Origin of the sequence: Pontivivens marinum, from assembly GCF_900231835.1 — a bacterium.
Lineage (GTDB): Bacteria > Pseudomonadota > Alphaproteobacteria > Rhodobacterales > Rhodobacteraceae > Pontivivens > Pontivivens marinum.
In genome coordinates, this window is record NZ_OCTN01000008.1 from 118,584 (window position 1) to 139,288 (window position 20,705).

Sequence of the window (20,705 nt, forward strand, 5' to 3'; positions counted from 1 at the left end):
GATACCCCCGAGACCCCTTCTCGTCAGATCCGTTCGGGCCAAGCCCTTCCTGATCTTCCTACGACCAGCAGCCTGCTGGACCCGTAACGTTGTGCGAAATTGTTTTTCTTACAACGTGTTAAGAGCAGCTTGTCATATCACAATATCACGCGTGTTTTTCCCGCTTGCAACCATCGTTGTCAGCCCACTATGCTTATCGCCATTATGAAGCACCTTTCCATTCGAATTAGTCGCATAGGCTCATAAGACCCTTTTCGGGTCCATCACGCCTGCTGCTCTCTAATCGAATGCTGCCCCTTCCGGGGCGAATGAAAGGCCCTCCCCCATGACCACCTCTACCGTTCCCGCTCGTTTCCTCGGGTTTGATCTGCCCACCTCGCCGGAGGATTCCGTCGATAAGGTCCGTGATCGTCTGATGCGCAGCCAGCAAGCCCGCGCAGTGCGGCGGCCCGCTACGCCCGCAGTCAAAACAACGCCGGATTGTTTGGACGCTCTTCTCGATGATCTGCTCGATACGCCATCAATCAATACCTCTACGGCCCGTCCATCTTCTGCTGGGACATCCAGCCGCGCGATCACTTTGAGCCGGCGCTACATGCGCCGCCGCACGGCGAGTCTTGAGCGGTTGAGCCACCTCAAACCCGACGACCGCGATTCACTGCTCGCAGCCGCCTACGGTGCCCGTGCCGTTGGCGTGGTCGACCGTGACCGGATGGAAGAGCGGATTGCAGAGCTCCACGCGATCTATCCATGGCTGGCTTCGGCCTCCACGGCGGTCATGAAGCATATGCGGCTGCGCACCTTTACCGGACCCGCGCCTTTGCATACGCCGCCAATGATCCTCCTTGGACCGCCCGGCATCGCAAAATCAAGCTGGGCGCGCGATCTTGCTCAGTTGTTCAATGTGCCATCGGTTGATATCGACGTGGGTGCAAGTAATGGCGCGACCTTTTCGGTGTCAGGTGTTGAGCGCGGTTGGGGCTCCGCCACGCCGGGTCGCGTAGTGCGGACCATGCTGCGCGAGCGTCTGGCGAACCCGCTGGTGATTTTGGATGAGATCGACAAAATCCCGGAACAGGTGACGACCAGCGGCGGTGGCAAACTGCCCGGCGCATATGAAGTGCTCAAAAGTATGATTGAGCCGATCACGGCCCGCGCATGGTCCTGCCCGTTCTATCAACTCCCTTTCGACCTGACGCGAGTTAGCTGGATCATGGCCACGAATTCGGTCGACCGGATGCCGGCTGCTTTTTTGGATCGCTGCAAGATCATCCGTCTGGAGTCCCCCAGCTTTGACCATCTGGCTGCCGCCGGACGTCAGCTACTGCGTGACAGCTTGCCAGAAGATCAACGCGAACTCGGAAACACTCTACTCTGTGAGGCGCTACACAAGCTTGGGAAAAAGCAGGTTCGCGTTTCGCTGCGGCAGGTCGAGCGGATGGTTGAGACTGTGGTCGAAGGTCTGAGCGGCCCGATGTTAATATAACATGGACAAAGCGGTGACGCTTCCTGTTTAGCGACCATTCCGAAGATGCGTTGACTTGCAGATAGCACACATCCCAAATGCCAGCCCAACGTAAATCTACTGCATACGCGCGCTAAAGGTCTTTAATTTCTCTTCAATGATCGGATGAAGAGTCCTGCCGCCGAATTGGGCCTTCCAGTTATGGAAAGTGTCTTCCGACATTCCGTGCTTGCGACACAGGCTCCGCACTTCGCCCCAAGCAAATAAGATTGCGACTTTTGCCAATTACCTACATGATAAGGCTAACGAAAATAACCTGATTGCCATAATGTCCATATCCTCCAACCAGACCCCAGAACAGATAGCACGCGATCAGATTGATAAACGGTTGATCGCCGCTGGATGGCAGGTGCAGGATAAGGCTTCGCTAAATCCCAACGCTTCGCTCGGTGTCGCGGTGCGGGAATACCAGACTGACATTGGACCTGCCGATTATGTCTTATTCGTTGACGGGCACGCCGTTGGCGTGGTTGAGGCCAAGCCGGACAGCTGGGGCGAGCGCCTGACAACCGTTGAAGAGCAATCCTCGGGCTACGCTGCGGCCAAGCTGAAATGGGTAAAGAACAATGAGCCTTTGCCCTTTGTTTACGAAGCCACGGCCATCGTGACACGGTTCACTGACGGGCGCGATCCCGCGCCGCGATCGCGAGAGGTGTTTACGTTCCACCAACCCGAAACGCTCAAAGCCTGGGAGAACGCACCGCAGTCCTTGCGCGCTGGCCTGCAAAAACTGCCTGACCTGAATACGGACGGTCTTCGGGTATGCCAAACCACTGCCATCACCAAGCTGGAGAACTCGCTTCAGATGGGCAAAGCCCGTGCATTGGTGCAGATGGCAACCGGATCCGGCAAAACTTTCACCGCGATCACTGAAATTTACCGCTTGCTGAAACACGCAGGCGCGCGGCGCATCTTGTTTCTGGTAGATACAAAAAACCTTGGCGAGCAGGCTGAGGGCGAATTCATGGCCTATCTGCCCAACGACGATAACCGCAAATTCACCGAACTCTACAATGTCCAGCGCCTCACCTCTTCCTCAATGGCGGGCGACACGCAGGTGGTGATTTCCACTATCCAGCGCATGTATGCGACCCTCAAGGGTGAACCGCTGGACGAAGCTGCAGAAGAAGATCATCCCGAAGAACAGAAGTGGCGCCGCAAGGAGCCGCTGCCGGTTGTTTACAACCCGAAACTTGCCCCCGAAACCTTCGATGTCGTCGTGATCGACGAATGTCATCGCTCGATCTACAACCTCTGGCGGCAGGTGATCGAATACTTCGATGCTTTCCTGATCGGCCTTACCGCCACGCCAGATGCCCGCACCTACGGGTTCTTCCAACAAAACGTGGTCAGCGAATACACACACGAGAACGCCGTCGCTGACAAGGTCAACGTTGGCAATGAGGTATTCTTGATCGAGACCGAGATGTCCAAAGGCGGCGGAAGCGTCAAGGCTCAACAGGTGGTGGAAAAGCGCGAACGCCAAACCCGCGCTCGCCGTTGGGAAACGCAAGACGACGAACTGAATTACAAGGCCAGCCAACTTGATCGTTCCGTCGTCGCCCCCGATCAGATCCGCACCGTCATCACGACCTACCGCGATGCCTGGCCCACGATCTTCCCGGGGCGCAAGGAAGTCCCTAAAACGCTGATCTTTGCCAAAACAGACAGCCACGCAGATGACATCATCCAGATGGTGCGCACCGAATTTGGTGAGGGCAATGAATTCTGCCGCAAGATCACCGGCGGCGCGAAGAACCCGAAATCGACCCTCGCGGCGTTCCGCAACGAATACTACCCGCGGATCGCCGTAACGGTGGACATGATCGCAACCGGAACGGACGTCAAAGCATTGGAATGTCTAATCTTCATGCGCGATGTGAAATCGAAAAACTATTTCGAGCAGATGAAAGGGCGCGGCACCCGTGTCGTCACCGCCGATGCACTGCAAAAGGTTACGCCTTCTGCACAGGCAAAAACCCATTACGTTATCGTTGATGCCGTGGGCGTCACGAAATCCGTCAAGACCGCCAGCCAGCCTTTGGACACCAAGCCGTCGATCCCGTTTAAGGACCTCGCAATGGGGCTGTTAATGGGTGATCGCAGCGCCGATACCGTTAGCTCGCTTGCCTCCCGCCTATCGCGGCTAGATACGAAACTGGACGCCGCAGATAAAGACAAGATCGCGGCGGAGGCGGGCCAGCCCCTGTCCAACCTCGTGCGGGATCTGTTTGACGCCATTGATCCCGATAAGGTCGAGGCAGACGCAAAGGCCGCTGGCCACCCGGAGCCGGACGATGCCGCAATGAACGAGGCGCAAGAGGCGCGGATCAAACAGGTCTCAACCCTATTCACTGGCACGCTGATCAACATAATCGACACGATCCGCCGTGATTATGACCAGACGATTGACCATGAAAGCAAAGACACGCTGCTGAATGCCGACTTTGCGGGAGACGTTACCGAAAACGCTGAGGCAATGACATTGGAGTTTGAGGAATACCTGAAAGACAATCGCGACCAGATCGCCGCCTTGACGATCTATTTCAATACACCCGCACGACGTGCCGAGGTGAGCTTTGCCATGGTCAAGGAGCTGCTGGAAAAACTGACCGCTGATCGCCCCCGCCTTGCGCCGCTGACCGTCTGGCGCGCCTATGCGCATCTGGAGGGATACAAGGGCGACAATCCGGCGGGCAATCTGACTGCGCTGGTGGCGCTGGTGCGGCGGGTGACGGGGCTGGATAGCACCCTGATCCGCCATTCAGACCGCGTGCGCAAAAACTTCCAGAACTGGATTTTGAAACACCACGCCGGCGCGGGCGAGAAGTTTTCAGAGGAACAAATGGACTGGCTGCGCATGATCCGCGACCATCTGGCGACATCGTTTATCATCGAGCGTGACGATCTGGACATGGCCCCCTTTGACGGCAAGGGCGGGATGGGGCAGATGTATGCGCTGTTTGGCGAAGGCATGGAGCCCGTGATGGATGAGATGAATGCGGCGCTGTCTGCATGACGGAATTGCCGACCGGGTGGGTCGAAACACAGATTTCAGAATTGGTCGAACTACAAGAAAACGGTAAGCCGTTCCAGCAAGGCTGGAGCCCTCAGTGTGAGAGCAGACCAGCCGAAGACGATGAATGGGGCGTGGTCAAAACTACGGCAATCCAACACGGAGAATTTTGGGCCCACGAAAACAAGGCACTTCCAACGAATCTTGATCCAAAGCCACTGATAGAGATCAAATCTGGCGATGTATTGATGACATGCGCGGGCCCTCGAAACCGCTGTGGCGTAGCATGTCTTGTCAAAACAACACGCAACAAACTGATGATGTCGGGCAAAATGTATCGCTTTCGCCCGAACGCCGAAGCACTCAACCCTCAATTTCTTTCTTATTTTATTGGGGAGCACGAAACACAGCTTCGTATCAACGAAATGAAGACGGGGATAAGTGACAGCGGCTTGAACCTGACACATGGTAGATTTGCACTGCTTCCAGTTCTTGTCCCTCCCCTCAACGAACAACGCCGCATCGTGGACAAGATCGAGGCGATGTTTGAGAGGGTCGACAAAGGGGTCGAGAATTTGCAGGCGGCGCGGGCTGCACTTGGGCTTTACCGCCAATCCCTGCTCAATTCCGCATTTGAAGGCCGCTTGACCGCCGATTGGCGCGCGGCCAACGCGGACAAGCTGGAAGACCCCAAAGCCCTCTTGGCCCGCATCCAGACCGAGCGCGAAGCCCGCTACGCCACCGCCCTGCACGATTGGCAAACCGCCCTTGAGGACTGGCGCAGCGGCGGAGAAGAAGGCAAGAAACCTGCGAAGCCGAAGCGGCCACGCGACATCCCCGTAACAAGCATCGACTTGGGATTGAACGGCTGGGCGAAAATCCCACTTGGCCTGATGATTGACACTCCAAGCTATGGAACTTCAAAGAAGTGCGACTACGATGGCGGCGCATATGGTGTGCTCAGGATTCCAAACATTGGCGCAGGCCGAATAGATGCAACTGACCTTAAGAAAGCTGACTTTGACGACAACGAGGCGGAGCAATACTCCCTCATTGAAGGTGATATCCTCACGGTTCGTTCCAACGGGAGCCTGTCAATCGTTGGCAAACCAGCCTTAGTCACTGCGCAGGATACCGGAAACCTATTTGCGGGATACCTAATCCGGATTAGGGCAAATTCTGACTCGCTTCGTCCGCAATACCTCGCCCACATAATGACTGAGCCGCACATTCGCGGACAGATCGAAGCAAAGGCAAAATCTACAAGCGGGGTGAATAACATCAGCGCGAAGGAATTACAGGACGTGAATATTCCCATCTGTTCCCCCGCCGAACAAACCGAAATCACCCGCATCCTCGACGAACGCCTCTCTGCTGCCGACACAATGAAAGCCGAAATCGACGACGCCCTCAAACGCGCCGAGGTCCTGCGCCAATCCATCCTCAAACAAGCCTTCAGCGGCAAGCTGGTCCCGCAAGACCCCGACGACGAACCCGCCGCCGCCCTACTTGCCCGTATCAAGGTCGAACGTGAGGCCGCACCAAAGGCGAAACGAAAAAAGCGAGGCGCGGCATGAATAATTTCCAGCGTGAAGGCGCAATTAGCAACACGCAAGTCGGCCGTGACTTTGAATTGCGGGCACAAAAAATATTGGCGGGACACGGGCTGGAGCTGGGCCTCAACCATAAGGTCCATTGTGGGTTGGGAAACCTCAAAAAGAACCATGCCTTTGACCTTGGGTCAGACAGCCCGCGCATCATTGTCGAATGTAAAACACAGACATGGACATCAGGCGGCAATATCCCCAGTGCAAAGATGAAAAACTGGGCCGAAGCTATGTTCTATTTTCACATGGCACCGCTCGATTACCGCAAGATTTTCTTTGCCGAGCGCAGCTACCGCATGGGCTATGAGGAAAGCCTATTAAGCTATTTTCGCCGCACGCAAGCTCATATGATTCCGCATGACGTGGAGTTCTGGGAACTTGATCGCGACAGCGACTCCCTTGTTAGACCTGAGGACCAGATATGAGCACTTTTGACAGCACCAAACTCCCCCTGCCGCAGGTTTTGACCGACATTACCAAAGGGATTATCCAACTGCCCGATTTTCAGCGCGGTTGGGTTTGGGATGATGAGCATGTGAAATCCCTCTTGATCAGCATCGCGCGGTCGTTCCCCGTGGGTGCCGCTATGATGCTCGACACAGGTGGTGAGGTCCGGTTTCAGGTGCGCCCGATCGAGAATGTAACATTCAAAGATAAGGTGCCCGAACCCGAGCGGCTGATTCTCGACGGCCAGCAACGCTTGACTTCGCTCACTCAGGTGCTGGCACTGGATAAACCCGTGCAGACCTTTGATGCCAAGGGCAAGAAGATCGACCGATACTACTATATCGACATTGCCACGGCATTGGAGAACGGCGGGCTTGAAGATGCGTTTATATCGGTGCCTGCCGACAAGAAACTGAAGACCAATTTTGACCGCGATATTGTGCTGGACCTATCATCCACCGAGTTGGAGGTGACAAACTTTCATTTCCCATGCTCGGAAATTCTCAGTTCGGATACTTGGGAGGAAGCATTGCACGAACACGCCCCTGAGAAATTCAGCGACTTTATGGCATTCCGAAAGAAGGTCCTTACCGCGTTTCGTAGCTATCAACTGCCCGCAATCACCCTTGGCAAGGCCACGTCTAAAGAGGCAGTCTGCCTGGTATTTGAAAAAGTAAATACAGGCGGTGTGCCGCTATCCGTGTTCGAATTGGTGACCGCTACTTTTGCCGCCGACGGCTTCAATCTGCGCGATGATTGGTATGGAAGCAAGTTGCGAGGCTTTGAGGGCCGTGCGACGCGTCTTAGTAAGGAACCGATGCTGAAAGGGTTTGCGGCGGCGGATTTCCTGCAAGTGATCTCGATTTTGAAAAGCTCGGGCATGCGGAAAGCCGATATCGCGGCTGGAAAAAAGGGCAAGGCCGTTTCTGCCGTCAGCGCAAAGCGTGCAACCGTGCTCTCATTGACCTTGGAAGACTATCAGAAGTGGGCGCCTGAGGTTGAAGAAGGCTTAATGCTGGTCGCAAAGTTCATGCGAAAACAGTGCTTCTTTAACGCACGCGAACTACCTTACCGCACTCAATTGATCCCATTGGCCGCAGTTCTATCGCAAATCAAAGAACGCTGGTTGGAGCCACGCATTTATGACCGCCTGTCCCGTTGGTTTTGGTGTGGTGTCCTTGGCGAACTTTACGGCGGCGCAGTGGAGACCCGTATTGCAAACGATTATGAAGAGTTAATGCCATGGCTCACCAGCGACCTTGATGACGAAAATTTCGAATTTACCTATCAGTTCCCCCGCACCATTTCTGAGGCCGCTTTTCAGGAAAGCCGTCTGGACACGCTGCGCTCCCGAAACAGCGCCGCTTACAAAGGTCTGAATGTCCTGGTGATACGGCAAGGTGCGCGCGATTTCTTTTGGAAGGCCACGATCCAAGAACTCGACAAAGAAGAGCTGGGCCTCGACATCCATCACATTTTCCCGCGAGCGTGGTGTGAGGATCAGGGGATTAAGGAAAGCGTTTACAACTCCATCGTGAACAAGACACCCATCGCTTACAAGGCCAACAGGATGATCGGGCGGAAGGCACCGTCTGTCTATCTCGCCGACCTGCAAAAGCACAAACAGGTCAACCTATCAGACGAGGAGATGAACGAAATCCTCACCAGCCATTACATTCCGGAAGCCGAACTGCGGGCGAACGATTTTGAACAATTCTACAGTGGCCGTAAAAACAAGCTGATCCAGATTGTTGAAAGTGTAATGGGCAAGTCGGCACAGCTCGACCAGTCTGGCGTGGCCTATAAAACCGAGGTGGAAGCATGAGCACCGCGCCCATTGTTTCAAAAGTCTGGAGTTTCTGCACCACCCTGCGTGATGACGGCGTGGGCTATGGCGACTATCTGGAGCAGCTGACCTATCTAATCTTTCTCAAGATGGCAGATGAATACGGCAAGCCGCCTTATAGCCGCGATATCGGCATTCCGTCGGGTTTTGACTGGACCTCCCTCACCACCAAGCGCGGTGCGGACCTTGAGGCGCATTACGTGGCCTTGCTGCGCAAGCTGGGCGAACAGCGCGGGATGCTCGGGCAGATCTTTACCAAATCCCAAAACAAAATCACAGATCCGGCGAAGCTATTCCGGCTGATCGATATGGTGGACGGCACGAAATGGGTGCAACTTGGCTCTGATGTGAAGGGTGACATTTACGAAGGTCTGCTCGAGCGCAACGCCGAGGACACGAAATCAGGGGCAGGTCAGTATTTCACCCCGCGTGCCTTAATCAGCGCAATGGTGCAATGCATGCGCCCCGCCCCCGGCCAGACCATCGCAGATCCAGCCTGTGGCACGGGTGGCTTTTTTCTGGCGGCCAGTGATTTTCTGACTTCCACAGATAATTATTCTCTGGATAAAGACCAGAAGGCATTTCTGAAGCACGGCACGTTTTCGGGAAACGAGATCGTGGCGGGGACGCGACGTCTGTGCCTGATGAACATGTATCTGCACGGTATCGGCGAGATGACAGGCGAGAGCCTTGTATCGCCAGCTGATGCACTGATCTCAGCCCCCTCTGAGGGCGTAGACATCGTGCTGGCAAACCCTCCGTTTGGCAAGAAAAGCTCGATGAGCTTCACAAATGCCGAAGGGGAGCAAGAGACTGAAGATCTGACTTACAACCGACAGGATTTCTGGGCGACGACCTCGAACAAACAATTGAACTTTGTGCAGCATATAAGGGCGATGTTGAAAACCACGGGCCGCGCGGCTGTGGTGGTTCCAGATAATGTGTTATTTGAAGGTGGGGCCGGCGAAGTGATCCGCCGCAAGCTTTTGCAGAATACCGACCTGCATACGATCCTGCGGTTGCCAACGGGGATCTTCTACGCGCAAGGCGTCAAGGCAAACGTAATCTTTTTCGATAATCGTCCCGCGAGCCCCGATCCGCAAACCTCGCAGATCTGGTTCTATGATTATCGCACGAATGTGCATCATACCCTGAAACAAAAACCGTTGACACACGCGCATCTGGAGGATTTTGTTCGCTGCTACAACCCAGAAAACCGGCACAAGCGGACAGCTACCTGGAGCGAGGAGACACCAGATGGAAGATGGCGCGCGTTCTCTAGAGAGGAGCTTCTTGGCCGCGACAAAGCCAGCCTCGATCTGTTCTGGCTCAAGGATGCGACCATGACAGACCTCGAAAACCTGCCCGAACCTGAAATGTTGATGTCGGAAATCATGGAGAACCTTGAGGCTGCCATGGAGCAGTTTGCAGCTGCAAGTCAAGCTTGATGGCTGAAAGCCCCTCTACCGTGCTATGTCATCACCCAATCACGTATCGATCAGCGCGTCTGGGTGGAGACGCCCCAGCTGCTTTACTGTGCCAAATGCAGAACAGGCCATACTGCTTTCAGGAGCCCCCAAAAGCGCATTAAGACCTTACCTATCTACGTTGCGTGATCACCAAGAACCCGCTATAAAGTGCTACATCATACTGCGGCATCACCCACGGTTACGTTGCGGTCATATCCATATTTTTCAATGACTTACAAAAGCGTTGAAAGTGGCTTCGATCCCTACCGCCGGAGCCAAATAACTTCTTGATAGTTAAGAAAAATGGGCGAACCTTCGGGTTCGCCTGTTTTCGTTTTTGCAACGATTTTGCAACGCGGGCGCAGCTTCAGGGCATACTGAATTTACTGCCGTCCCAGTGACTTAAAGGTAAGCTCGGGTCAGGCGGCATGAAACACTCGGTTGGCAGGTTCGCGCAATGATGCGATGATGGGCGAAAACAAAGGAAGAACAATTGCTTCTCGAATTCATCGACCAAACCCGCCTCGAAGTGTCGCCCACCCTCGACCCCAAGCGTCGATCTAAGCTAGGGCAATTCATGACGCCTGCGCGCATTGCGTCTTTCATGGCGGGAATGTTCGGCGACCTGCCTGCCCATATTCGCTTGCTCGACGCGGGCGCAGGCATGGGGGCGCTGACCGCGGCCTTCGTTGCGGAGTCGCTTGGGCGCGAGACGTGCCCCACGTCGATAGACGTGACTTGCTACGAGGTGGACGATCAGCTTGCCTCAATTCTCGACGGCACACTTGCAGTTTGTGCGGACCAATGCGCAGGCGCTGGGGTCGCCTTCACGAGCCGTGTGGTTCGAGACGACTACATCCTGCAATCGTTGGAACCGTTACTGCGTGATCAGCGAACCTATAACTATGCCATCCTCAATCCGCCCTATGGCAAGATCAATCAGACGTCGGAGTGGCGGCTTGGGCTGCGCTCCCTCGGAATCGAAACGGTCAACCTCTACACCGCGTTCGTCGCCGTCGCGCTACAACAGATCGAGGTCGATGGCGAGATCGTCGCCATCACGCCGCGCTCGTTCTGTAATGGTTCCTATTATGAGCCGTTCCGTCGCCTGCTTCTGGATGGGTCGGCAATCTCTAACCTGCATGTATTTGAGTCCCGCCGATCCTCCTTCAAGGACGACGACGTGCTGCAAGAGAATATGATCTTCCGAGTGCGCAAGGGTGTCACCCAAGAAGACGTGACACTCTCAACCGACGAGTCAGAGGCGCGCGCCGTGTCGTTCTCGGACATTGTGCGCCCGTCTGACCGCCACGCATTCATACGCCTGCCTGTCTCGGGCAACGATCTCGCGGACAGCGTTCAGGCGCTCCCCTGCGTGCTGGCTGATCTGGGCATCAAAGTTTCGACCGGGCGCGTCGTCGATTTCCGCACGCGGGACAACCTGCTCAAGGAGTCGGGCGACGACACGGTGCCACTGATCTACCCGCAACACTTTCATGAAGGCGGCATACGCTGGCCGCTACCTGACTTCCGCAAGCACAATGCGCTGGCAGACAACGAGGACACGGTGAAGCTGATCATCCCAGCAGGCATTTATGTGCTGACTAAGCGTTTCACTGCCAAGGAAGAGAAGCGCCGCCTCGTCGCCTCAATTTATGACGGTGGGCGCGCTGGGTTCGAGAACCATCTTAACTATTTCCACGAGAACGGCGAAGGGTTGCCGCTCGACCTCGCAAAAGGCCTCGCTGCCTTCCTAAACTCAGAAGGCGTCGATCAGTATTTCCGAATCTTCTCTGGACACACGCAGGTCAATGCGACCGACCTCCGCAACCTCCATTACCCTAGCCGTGATCAACTTGAGGCTTTTGGTAGAGGTGAAACGTCGATTGCCGACCTGTTCTAACCTGACACTTTGAACTGCTTGGCCGGGTCGCCTTGAATCCAGATGAATGAGTCGTAGGCGATATTCTGGTGCTTGCCTTGTCGCGCCGCCGCCTCTTTCCATGTCCGGTAGGTCGTCGTGAACCCGACGCCCGACTTGCCACAGCGTTCAGCCATTCGGTTCATCTGCGCAACTTTGTGCGCGTCAACCTCACCGTCGCTCGTCACCGCCTCGATAACCCACAGATGGTCGGTATCGGGGTTCCAGAGCAACGCGTCGGGCATCGCGTCTTCCAAGGTCAACGCAACACCAGCAGCAGCCATCTTAGCGTGTTCGGCGTCTGACACACGGTCGCCGTCTGCATCATCGACGTAGAGCAGTTGATAACCGGGCAAGAAGCGCGGAGCGTAATTCTCGACGCTCGCCTTGATCAGGTGCGCATGTCCGGAATCGACTAGTTTGCGCGATGCTTCGGCCATCTCGGCTTGGAATGCGCGACGTTCGCGCGACACGTCGTCCCGCGCCCACTCGGCCAGCATATCCCGCCACGCATCGTCAGGGGCCTTCAGTACCGCCTTCAGAGCCTCCTCCAGCCTGTAGCAGGAATTGGGCGACTTCGCCTTGACGTGACCGAGAATGAACTCGCCCTTCTCAAGCGTGATTGCTTCGAACCCGCCCACTTCACGCAGCGGCTTGATCCAATAGTCGCGCCCCTCACGGTCAAGCTTGCCGCTATCTCTCTGTAGGATGCCGATGTGACAGGCGAGGTGTGCCGTCGATGCACCATCAGCGATCTTCGCTCCGGCAGGTGCTTTCGAGAACCAACTGTCAGTTTCGGCGTCGAGCATTGCAAAGGTGCAATCGACGAGGTCGGCGTTCGAGCCAAGATCGAGGTATTGGAGAACGGCTCGAATCCTGTCCTTTGTCACGCCTTGCAAAGCGTCAGGCATAGGCCCGCGTTTCACTCGAAGTTGCGCAACCTTGTTGTGTAGTAGTGCCATCTGCCTGTAACCCCTCAACAATCTTTTTTGGGGTAATCTACTGCGCAACCTTTCAGGAGTCGATTCCGTGCGCGTCAATTCAGTCGAGAACAATCAGCTCAATCGACATCATTGGGAGAAAACGCCTCGAACAACCTAACCCAACGCTCCACTACATCAACAGGTATTGCACCGACACCACGCGTCAGCACACGTTGCTTGACCTTGATCGACAACGTGACCTTCCAGTGTTCATCGAGCGTCACGCCTTGTGCGTCGGCCCACGCTTCAAGCTGCCCGACAAATGGTTGCCCTGCTTGAACCACATCTGCGAAACGAAGCTCAGGCTCCCGCTCCATGCGGTCGATTTCATCTGCCAATATGTCGAACGGCATCAGGTCTTCGATTTCGGCGCGGTCATAATCTACAAACATCCCTACGCTTAAGACCTTGTCAGGCGCTTCCGCATATAATCCCTGCGCCAAATTCGCTCGCATCTGACGACCGGGGCCGTCGTCGTCGAGAAGCATCATCGGCAGCACCTCGTCCCGACCTGTCAGGATGCTTGCGACGACCCGCGCTGTTTTCGTGCCGCCCGAGGGAGGAAACACAAGTTCACGCTTCGGAGTGATCTTGCCCCCTGAAACAAGCAGTGCCTTCATCGCGGTCAGATAATGTTGATCAGACGGTCCTTCGACCAATACAGGGCGACACCCGACAAGAAGACTTTCCGCAACACTAAGGTTGAGGGCCGAATGCACCGCATATGCTGCGCCCGCTTGCTCGTCCCGTCCTTCGTTGTGTCGAAGGTTGGGCGTTGCCTTTGTCGTACCATCAGCCGCAACATAAACTTTACGCGCTTGTTCTAAACGATCAGCGTCAACTAAAAATGGCGAATGCGATGTGTATATGATCTGGTTGGTATCAGACAGGCTTTCGAAGAAAGCAGACAAATCTCGCTGCGCCAACGGGTGCAACGAAACACCCGGCTCGTCGAGCAACAGAATGGCTTTGCTATGATCACCTCGGCTTTCGACAAGGAACACGAGATAGAAGCTTAGAAACCATTGCAAACCAGTGCTGCGGTTTTCCAATTCAACCTCAGTTGGGCGACGATCATCTGCTACCCAGATGCGAAAGTGATTGCCGTCTGCTTCAAACCGAAAACGGTAGTCGCCTTGTTTCCACCAGTCACGAAATCTCGTCGTCAGCGTCGCGCCTGCTGACTGAAGCAGGATTGAACGAGTTCGCTTCTGTTCGGCAATCTGGGCAATTTCGTCCGCTGTGGGTTCACGGTTTTGACCGTTAGCCTCTTTGAAGTCGCGGCCCAATTCCAGAATTTCTTGCGCCTCTAACTGCACAAAGCTGAACAGAACGCGCAGCGTGCGTGCCTTAGCAGATTCCTTCGCTCCAAGGTCTTCACGGGCGAGGTTTTGAACGACATGCGGAAGGTAAATTTCGGAATCCAGATTCCCATAGTTCGAATAATAGACGAAAGGTGGTAGCGCCGCGACAACAGCATCCACGACACCTTCGACACGACCGGGCGGCGGCGTGGTGGTCAAGGTGTGTTGCTCGCTTAGTTCAGCCGATAACTGCCTGACCATCGGAACAATAACACTCGTGTCAGCGGGTTCCTCTGGGATTAACGCGTCAACAGCTTGGATAGCGCTTCGCAATTGCATCGCATTCAGATCGACCGTGTCAGACAATTCGTTAGCTGTGGATTTAAGCCCTGTTACGATCTGTGGCTGCAATTCACCTTCTTTCTTTAAGGTTTGTGCGGCTTCGACTGCATCGGCGCAGGTCGTGAGTTTTCCGGCCAACCACACACGCGCGACGGTTGTTGGGCGCGAATGCTTCGGAAACTCCACGGAATAGTGGCCATCGAAGAAACGAGAGACGCGAACAGTTTCGGCTTCTTCCGGCGTCACTCCCGCAATCCGCGCAACCGCTGCGCCTGTGTCCCCCGTTTCAAACTCAGCTTCGACGAAATGGTAATCGCCCGGTGCATTCCGAATTTCGCCAAACATAGTTTTTGGGTAATCCGACGTTGGCTGGATTTCACCATCTTGGGCGGGTTTCAACTTCCACAATGGGAGGAGAAGATTTGTTTTGCCTGACTCGTTAACACCAATCAACGCGGTCACGTCGTCGGCATCGACCCAACCACTATCAGCTACTGAACGAAAATTCGTTACCCGAAACTTTGTCAATTTCATTTTACGCGACTCCTAAACCCACCACCATACTAGGAGTTGTGCCAAGGCATGGCAACGTCACACGATATTGGCGACAACTCAAAATGCGTGAGCGCGCGTCTAACGCGCGGTATTCATCAGCAGGCGCAATGATGCCCAAAACGTAGGGACGCCCGTCAGCGCGCGATTTTCCGAGGGTCGCTGCGTGCGTCTCGTTGAACTCGGTGGGTGATGGCAGGCACGAAAGGCACGAGCGAGGCGAGAGCGCGGGTTACCACGGAGCTTTTCCGTCGTCTTCGTCAGGCACCTTCGGGTTTTCGTCCGGTGGTCTGTTGACTTCGTCGCGCATACTTTGCGGAACCGACAAGTTATACTTGATCGCATCCAGTATCAATTTATCCCGCGCAAGACTCTGCCGTGCTTTAGGTTTGACCGGTGGCGTATGGAACAGCGTTCCATGCCCATCGTCGAGCAGCAACTGCTCGAACTCCTTTTGCACCTTCTTGCGGCGCCGATACTCTGGGTTGTTGCTGGGTATATTTTTAATCGCCATACGGGAATAATTGCCGCGACGAGTGAGAATGGCAACCTAAAACATTCCGACCAGTTTGCTGGCGCGGATGCTTTGCGGCGTGAGGTATTGCGATGCGAAGGCGGCGACGATCAAGGCTATGCCAGTGTCACCGTGACCGGAGGCATTGCGCGATTGCGTGATGATCTGATTGCCCGCCGCTGTTGTCTGCGTGGTGAATGAGGCAAGGTCTTCTTCGATCTCGGAGCGCAAAGGCAGATCGTGGGCGAATTTGAGATCGCCTGACGCGAACAGGACGGCGAGGTTTTCAATCATTAGTGTCTTGGACGCGTTGACGTATCGCCCCGAACGACGCCACTCTTGACCGCCAGTCATTTGCACCGCCGTGTGATCCACCGACTGCTCGTGCATCATGTCCGACACGACCCGCCCGATTGACGTGCCGTCGATCACGAGTTGCGATTTACCACCGAACGGCGGCGCGTTACGCAAGCGGATCAGGTAGTCAACCACATCGACGTAGGACACGCCGCGAAATTTGTCGGCAAAGACGACTGTGCGCTCGCGCTGGCCGAGTTTGACGCGGGTGCCATCATGGAAAGGCAATTGCTGATCCTTAATATCCACCGCAGACGAGAAGTCGTTTGCCTGCCCCAAGTCAGCACCGACGAAGTGTCTGACAAATCCGGTCACTCTCTCGATTGCAGGGTCATGTCCGGTCTCGTTGATCACGCGACCATCGGGCATGTAGTTGAGGTTTAAAACCGAGGACATATTGCGTTCTCCATGCTGGTCGCGTTCTCAATCGCTGACAGATCAAAGTAAGACAGCCCGTCCGAAAGAAATTCACACATGACTTCCTGCCGAAACCGTGTTGCCGACAGCTGCGACCGCAGACGTTCGACGCGGGATGCAAGGCGCGGGATGGACGTGCCGGGGACTTTGATCCGATGCACGTTGTCCTTGGGTTCGAGGAACAGGCTGGCGAACAGGTTGTTTTTTCCGGCGGGTGTTGAGGCGTAGAACGTTTGCCCGTTGTCACGCAGCATTGGCAGGATCGACACGACGACATCCTCGCCGCCATTCGTACCGAGCAAATAGGCCATCTCGTCCACGAGCAATAAATCAGCGGTGTAACCACGGATCGTTGCGCCCGATGCAGGCACAGCGATGAAGCGTCCGCCATTGCTACATTCGATTTCCGTCTGTGTCGCACGTTCAACGACCAGATCAGTCGCGCGCAGGTATGCTTGCACCTTGCGGGTGATCTCGCGTGTCTGACGTTCCGCAGGCGCAACGCAGATTATCGTGCCGCCGCGCTTCAACTCACGCACACCGCGCGTCGCGAGGATGCAGGACTTGCCTGCCTGACGGCACACGAGCAGCGCGACTGTCTGTGCGTCAGACATGATCGCCTCAACTTGCCAAGGGTCAACATGGGTGGCCGTTGGCACCTCCTGTTGCAGAAAGTGAAGCATCTCCGCGCCGGGGTCGAGATCGCGTTCGATCAGTGAGCAAAAGTCGTGGAGACCATCAAACGGCATCGCGACGCTCCGCGAGGCGCATTAGATGGCATTGGGTGCAGTCGCCATGCTCGTTGCGCGGCGAGACATGTCCGCGTTTACACGCCTTGCCTGTGAAGAACGGTTTGCCACCTTCGTCGATCATGATGCGCTTCGCGTGAGGCAATTGCGGCCAATCTAGATTGCCTGCATTTGTCGCCGCACAGACGCGCTGTGCGTAGGCGTCCCAATCCTCGAACTTGCGATGGGTCATAGGATCGTGTCCTCCTTGGCGACGGACAGGACGTGGTGACGCATACGCCGCAAGAGCGGTTCGCGAGCGGAAGGCACCTCGTCGCAAACCTCATTCAGGATATTGCGAAGCGTCACCCATTCCTTGCTTTCGGCCAGTGACACATTGACCGTCAGGTTGGTCGCGAGTTTGCCTTGCATGGTTGCAATGTCCCGCAACACTTTCCGCAGGCCTTCCATTGCGGCCAATGCAAAGGAGTCATCTTCGGATTGCTCCGCCTTGGTGATCAGACGTTCGACCCGCTTTGCCAACGACTCATAGGTCATGGCAATGTCCATGCGGTCCTGATTGATCACCTCCGTATCTGCCTCAATTGAGGCGACGCGGGTTTCGGCAAGGACCGAGCGGCGCATTTCTTCGGTGATCTTGTCGTCCCGATACCGCTGCACCGTCGTGTAGTCGACGCCAAGGCGGCGAGCGATCTCAGCAAGTGAGCGGCGTTCGAGAACAATGTCTTTGATGATCTCGTTCTTGTCCGCACGCATGTCGATGATCGCACGACGACCAGAGTGTTTATTGCCGCCCTGTGCCATTAGGAGGACTCAGCGTTTGCCGCGCGCTCCATCAGGTCGAATTTGGTGCGCGCATGTGCAGGCAATTCGTCAGGCGAGTGGAAGGTTTTGATCGTGTAACCTTCTTTCTCTGCCTGCATCCTGCGGTTCACGATGCCATTGCCCGTTTGCATGTCCGCGCGGACATACCGAACGCGCTCGTGGGTGTCGTCGAAGGTGAACGTTTTTGACGGGGTGACAATTGGGCGACCCGTGTTGCGGGTTGTCACGTCGCCTTCGCCGCTAATCACGGTCAGGGTCGTCCCTGCCTGTTCTGCTGCCTCTTTGGCCGCGCGATATTTGGCAGGATCACGAGCTTCCTCCCGCGTCAGACTGTGCGCTGGTCGCACGCCCTTGGGATACCAATTGCCGTTGGCATCTTGTTCAAGGCCTGCCGCCTGCATTTTGCGCTGTTGGGTTTCCTCGTCGATGATGTCCAAGAGGGTTTTCTTCTTTGGGGCCTGCGCGTCGAGTTGGCGTTGCACATCCTTCTTCTCGTCCAGCACACGGGTGTTGAACTCACGTAGGTCGTCGAGGCGTTTCGCCTGATCAGTGACAGTGATGGTGAGGGTTTGAACCTGCTGCATGAGTGCTTGCAGGGCAGCTGCCGTATCGTCGGGCATGGAATACTCCTTTGTGTCCAGAGTTGAGCGCAGCATCGGGATGCCACGCTCAACCTGTGATGGACAGATCAGGAGCGACGCACCGTTGCGCTCATGAGTTGAATTTATTCGACAGCGATCAGATTACCGACCGGAGAAGTGGGTCTTTGGGGTTGCGATTTAAGGTCTTGCCAACGACACCGCAGAGGTTCGACGGCAGCTTCGTGCAGTGCGCGGGCGGCAGGTTTGGGATCATTGCCTGATCTTGATCCGATTGTGTCGTGAAGGGTGCGATTCTCTCTTGGCGGACCGTGACAAAGAGGTCGCGGTAGGCCTGCAATATGATCGCGGTCGCGAGGGTCGCTTCGGGCGTCTGATGCGCGTCTTTCGTGATCAGGCCCAAGGGCAACCTGGATAGGTTGTACCGAGCGGGACGTGGTGCACATGGTCGGCGTAGGAGATCTGTTCGGCGGCCAACTGCTGCCACTTCTTAGGCTCACGAACCCAGACGACATAGACGATGCGGGGGGCAGGTCGGCGTCCGCAAGCGAACGCTGGGTTAGTGGGAGGGGTCGCCACTCAGTCATTGGCGCAACTGGTTTGCCACGGGCATGATCCAGCGCCACGGAATGTTGATCTGGCCGAGGCGGTTCGTGATGTACGCCCCCGTATCAGTTGGGTGTGCCGGAGCAGCGCGTCAGAGACGGGCGTTGCCCCATCGTCGGGCATAATGTGTCGGAATTGACCAAGACGACCGCGTGCGCCGCAGCAGATCGTGTCTCTTGCGCGGTGTCGGGAGTATGCGTCGATGGCAAGCGCGGTAGCGCGCCCGATATGCCTATATTCCAGTGACTGTTTTGGTCGGTTATTCGCCTGTGTTGCAAGAAGCGTTGCAAAAACTGCGGCGCAGCACATCAACCGATTGGTTTCAAAGTGTCAATCGTGCGCGGACATTTGATTAAGGATCAATCGGTCTGTTTTGCAAGGTTCAGTTGCGACTAGCTCGCAACAAGGAGGCGGAGATGTCGAGGGGAGATCAGCACGCCCAGAGACAACCGCCCTGCGCCATTCACAACGCATGCACGCGCGTACGCGCACAATATAGGCAATGGGGTCCCTGACCCAGCATCTACAACTCAGTTATTGCTACCTTGATCTATGGTCGCAGCAGCGCTGCCATGGGCGATACAATTCTATCCAAAGCAATAGCGACCGCCCCCGCACATGATCAACCCAAAGGACCTGAACCAATGGCTAAATCCCACGCCCTACGCCTCTACTCCGAAGGCATTGACCTCGACATCATCCGCCGCTGGCTGTTCTCGCGGACAACGAGACAGGAGCGCGACGAAATTCTCGCTGCACTCCCGCATCGTGTCGCCTGCGCGGCTTAACGAAGTTCGCCAAGCCGCTTTTCTGCCGCTGTCAACTCCGCCTGAGCCACCGCACGGTTTTCACTCAACCGCGCACTCTGACTCGTGTGCCGCAGCCGTTTAATCTTCGACCGCAACTCGTCGACTTCACGTTCATACTGGCTGCGCCCATCGCCATTTTCATGCAGGCCTCGAAGGAACAATTCTGTTCCGGCGTCCCAACCGCGCGCCTCACATTCGCTCGCTGTGCGCCAATCCTCACCATTTTCTAAAACCTCGACAATCTCATGGCTGAGGTCGACCCTACGCATCTTGGCATTCCAAAAGCGATTCAGCTTGACACGATACCACAGACCATAGAGCCTCTCGTTCAAATTCTTAGGGCATTCTTCGTTCTCTTCACCGCCCCAGCGTCTGACCTCGATCCATGGCTTGGCATCAAATTCAGGCGCGATACTCGGTAACGCATTGGGATACCCCGCCTCTTGCATGTCGTCGAAAGCCTTCAAAAAGTCCCGCTGATACATCTCGTCATGCGCGCCACTCAACCGCCTCAACGGATCATGAGGATTGGCAAGATCAATTGGGTCGACGTGGTGTTGATACGCTTTCATGCACATGTCCACGTACAATCCACGCGCGTCGTCAACTGACATGCCTTCTTCGACCACCTTTGTGTAGAAATAGGAATCGATGCTGCGCGCCGACCTTCCCCACCCTTTGGTATCGAGCATTTCACTCGCACGTGAGGCGTATTCTGCTTTTGGACCTGTCGCGGTTTGATGCCGCTCCTTTGATAGCATTTACTGCAACAAAGGAGACGGACTATGGGACTGAAACGGACGGACGAATTCCGCAA

At 55.6% G+C, this 20,705-nt stretch carries 17 protein-coding genes and 1 pseudogene; 8 read left to right on the forward strand and 10 right to left on the reverse strand.

The window, feature by feature from the left end; genetic code table 11:
- Positions 1–325: 325 nt before the first annotated feature.
- Entirely contained in the window at positions 326–1,486 is a 1,161-nt protein-coding gene (locus CR254_RS15335; RefSeq protein ID WP_097931528.1) for an AAA family ATPase, read from the forward strand.
- A gap of 147 nt (positions 1,487–1,633) precedes the next feature.
- On the opposite strand, the pseudogene CR254_RS18390 reads toward CR254_RS15335, so the two are convergent.
- Positions 1,634–1,728 (reverse strand): annotated as a pseudogene (locus CR254_RS18390) (transposase); the annotation flags it as partial.
- Between the two features lie 65 nt (positions 1,729–1,793).
- Between CR254_RS18390 and CR254_RS15340 the strand changes: the two are divergent.
- The 6 genes from CR254_RS15340 to CR254_RS15365 all read left to right on the forward strand — a co-directional run bounded on the left by CR254_RS15340 (position 1,794) and on the right by CR254_RS15365 (position 11,813).
- Positions 1,794–4,544 (forward strand): type I restriction endonuclease subunit R, encoded by a 2,751-nt coding sequence (locus CR254_RS15340; RefSeq protein WP_097931530.1) that lies wholly within the window; start codon positions 1,794–1,796, stop codon positions 4,542–4,544.
- Complete coding sequence (locus tag CR254_RS15345) at positions 4,541–6,118, forward strand: restriction endonuclease subunit S (RefSeq protein WP_097931532.1); 1,578 nt, start codon at positions 4,541–4,543, stop codon at positions 6,116–6,118. Before CR254_RS15340 ends, CR254_RS15345 begins: the two co-directional genes overlap by 4 nt.
- Positions 6,115–6,573: a hypothetical protein gene (locus tag CR254_RS15350; protein WP_097931534.1), complete on the forward strand. Its 459-nt coding sequence runs from the start codon at positions 6,115–6,117 to the stop codon at positions 6,571–6,573. Before CR254_RS15345 ends, CR254_RS15350 begins: the two co-directional genes overlap by 4 nt.
- The gene (locus tag CR254_RS15355) at positions 6,570–8,420 is read left to right on the forward strand and encodes a GmrSD restriction endonuclease domain-containing protein (protein ID WP_097931536.1); all 1,851 of its coding nucleotides are present in this window, start codon (positions 6,570–6,572) and stop codon (positions 8,418–8,420) included. Before CR254_RS15350 ends, CR254_RS15355 begins: the two co-directional genes overlap by 4 nt.
- Entirely contained in the window at positions 8,417–9,889 is a 1,473-nt protein-coding gene (locus CR254_RS15360) for a class I SAM-dependent DNA methyltransferase (protein ID WP_097931538.1), read from the forward strand. Before CR254_RS15355 ends, CR254_RS15360 begins: the two co-directional genes overlap by 4 nt.
- Before the next feature lie 514 nt (positions 9,890–10,403).
- On the forward strand, positions 10,404–11,813 hold the full coding sequence (locus tag CR254_RS15365) for an Eco57I restriction-modification methylase domain-containing protein (protein WP_097931540.1): 1,410 nt from the start codon (positions 10,404–10,406) through the stop codon (positions 11,811–11,813).
- Here CR254_RS15365 and CR254_RS15370 read toward each other — a convergent pair.
- The 8 genes from CR254_RS15370 to CR254_RS15405 form a co-directional block, all read right to left on the reverse strand.
- Positions 11,810–12,793 carry a BsuBI/PstI family type II restriction endonuclease gene (locus CR254_RS15370; RefSeq protein WP_097931542.1) on the reverse strand — a complete coding sequence of 328 codons (984 nt, stop codon included), beginning with the start codon at positions 12,791–12,793 and terminating at the stop codon, positions 11,810–11,812. The two genes, CR254_RS15365 and CR254_RS15370, sit on opposite strands and share 4 nt — an antisense overlap.
- Before the next feature lie 98 nt (positions 12,794–12,891).
- Positions 12,892–14,994: an ATP-dependent nuclease gene (locus tag CR254_RS15375; protein ID WP_097931544.1), complete on the reverse strand. Its 2,103-nt coding sequence runs from the start codon at positions 14,992–14,994 to the stop codon at positions 12,892–12,894.
- 250 nt (positions 14,995–15,244) lie between these two features.
- The gene (locus tag CR254_RS15380) at positions 15,245–15,526 is read right to left on the reverse strand and encodes a hypothetical protein (RefSeq protein WP_097931546.1); all 282 of its coding nucleotides are present in this window, start codon (positions 15,524–15,526) and stop codon (positions 15,245–15,247) included.
- A gap of 36 nt (positions 15,527–15,562) precedes the next feature.
- Positions 15,563–16,279, reverse strand: coding sequence for a hypothetical protein (locus CR254_RS15385; RefSeq protein WP_097931548.1), 717 nt, complete (start codon positions 16,277–16,279; stop codon positions 15,563–15,565).
- Positions 16,264–17,049, reverse strand: a complete 786-nt coding sequence (locus CR254_RS15390) for a terminase large subunit domain-containing protein (RefSeq protein ID WP_097931550.1) — start codon at positions 17,047–17,049, stop codon at positions 16,264–16,266. Before CR254_RS15390 ends, CR254_RS15385 begins: the two co-directional genes overlap by 16 nt.
- Positions 17,039–17,281, reverse strand: a complete 243-nt coding sequence (locus CR254_RS15395) for a hypothetical protein (RefSeq protein WP_097931551.1) — start codon at positions 17,279–17,281, stop codon at positions 17,039–17,041. Before CR254_RS15395 ends, CR254_RS15390 begins: the two co-directional genes overlap by 11 nt.
- Positions 17,278–17,853: a hypothetical protein gene (locus CR254_RS15400; protein WP_097931553.1), complete on the reverse strand. Its 576-nt coding sequence runs from the start codon at positions 17,851–17,853 to the stop codon at positions 17,278–17,280. The genes CR254_RS15395 and CR254_RS15400 overlap by 4 nt, the downstream gene beginning before the upstream one ends.
- Positions 17,853–18,494, reverse strand: a complete 642-nt coding sequence (locus CR254_RS15405; RefSeq protein ID WP_097931555.1) for a hypothetical protein — start codon at positions 18,492–18,494, stop codon at positions 17,853–17,855. The genes CR254_RS15400 and CR254_RS15405 overlap by 1 nt, the downstream gene beginning before the upstream one ends.
- Before the next feature lie 1,229 nt (positions 18,495–19,723).
- Here CR254_RS15405 and CR254_RS18155 point away from each other — a divergent pair.
- Positions 19,724–19,867, forward strand: a complete 144-nt coding sequence (locus tag CR254_RS18155; protein WP_219618031.1) for a hypothetical protein — start codon at positions 19,724–19,726, stop codon at positions 19,865–19,867.
- Here the strand turns inward: CR254_RS18155 and CR254_RS15415 are convergent.
- Positions 19,864–20,580: a hypothetical protein gene (locus CR254_RS15415; RefSeq protein ID WP_097931559.1), complete on the reverse strand. Its 717-nt coding sequence runs from the start codon at positions 20,578–20,580 to the stop codon at positions 19,864–19,866. The genes CR254_RS18155 and CR254_RS15415 overlap by 4 nt on opposite strands.
- Between the last annotated feature and the right edge of the window lie 125 nt (positions 20,581–20,705).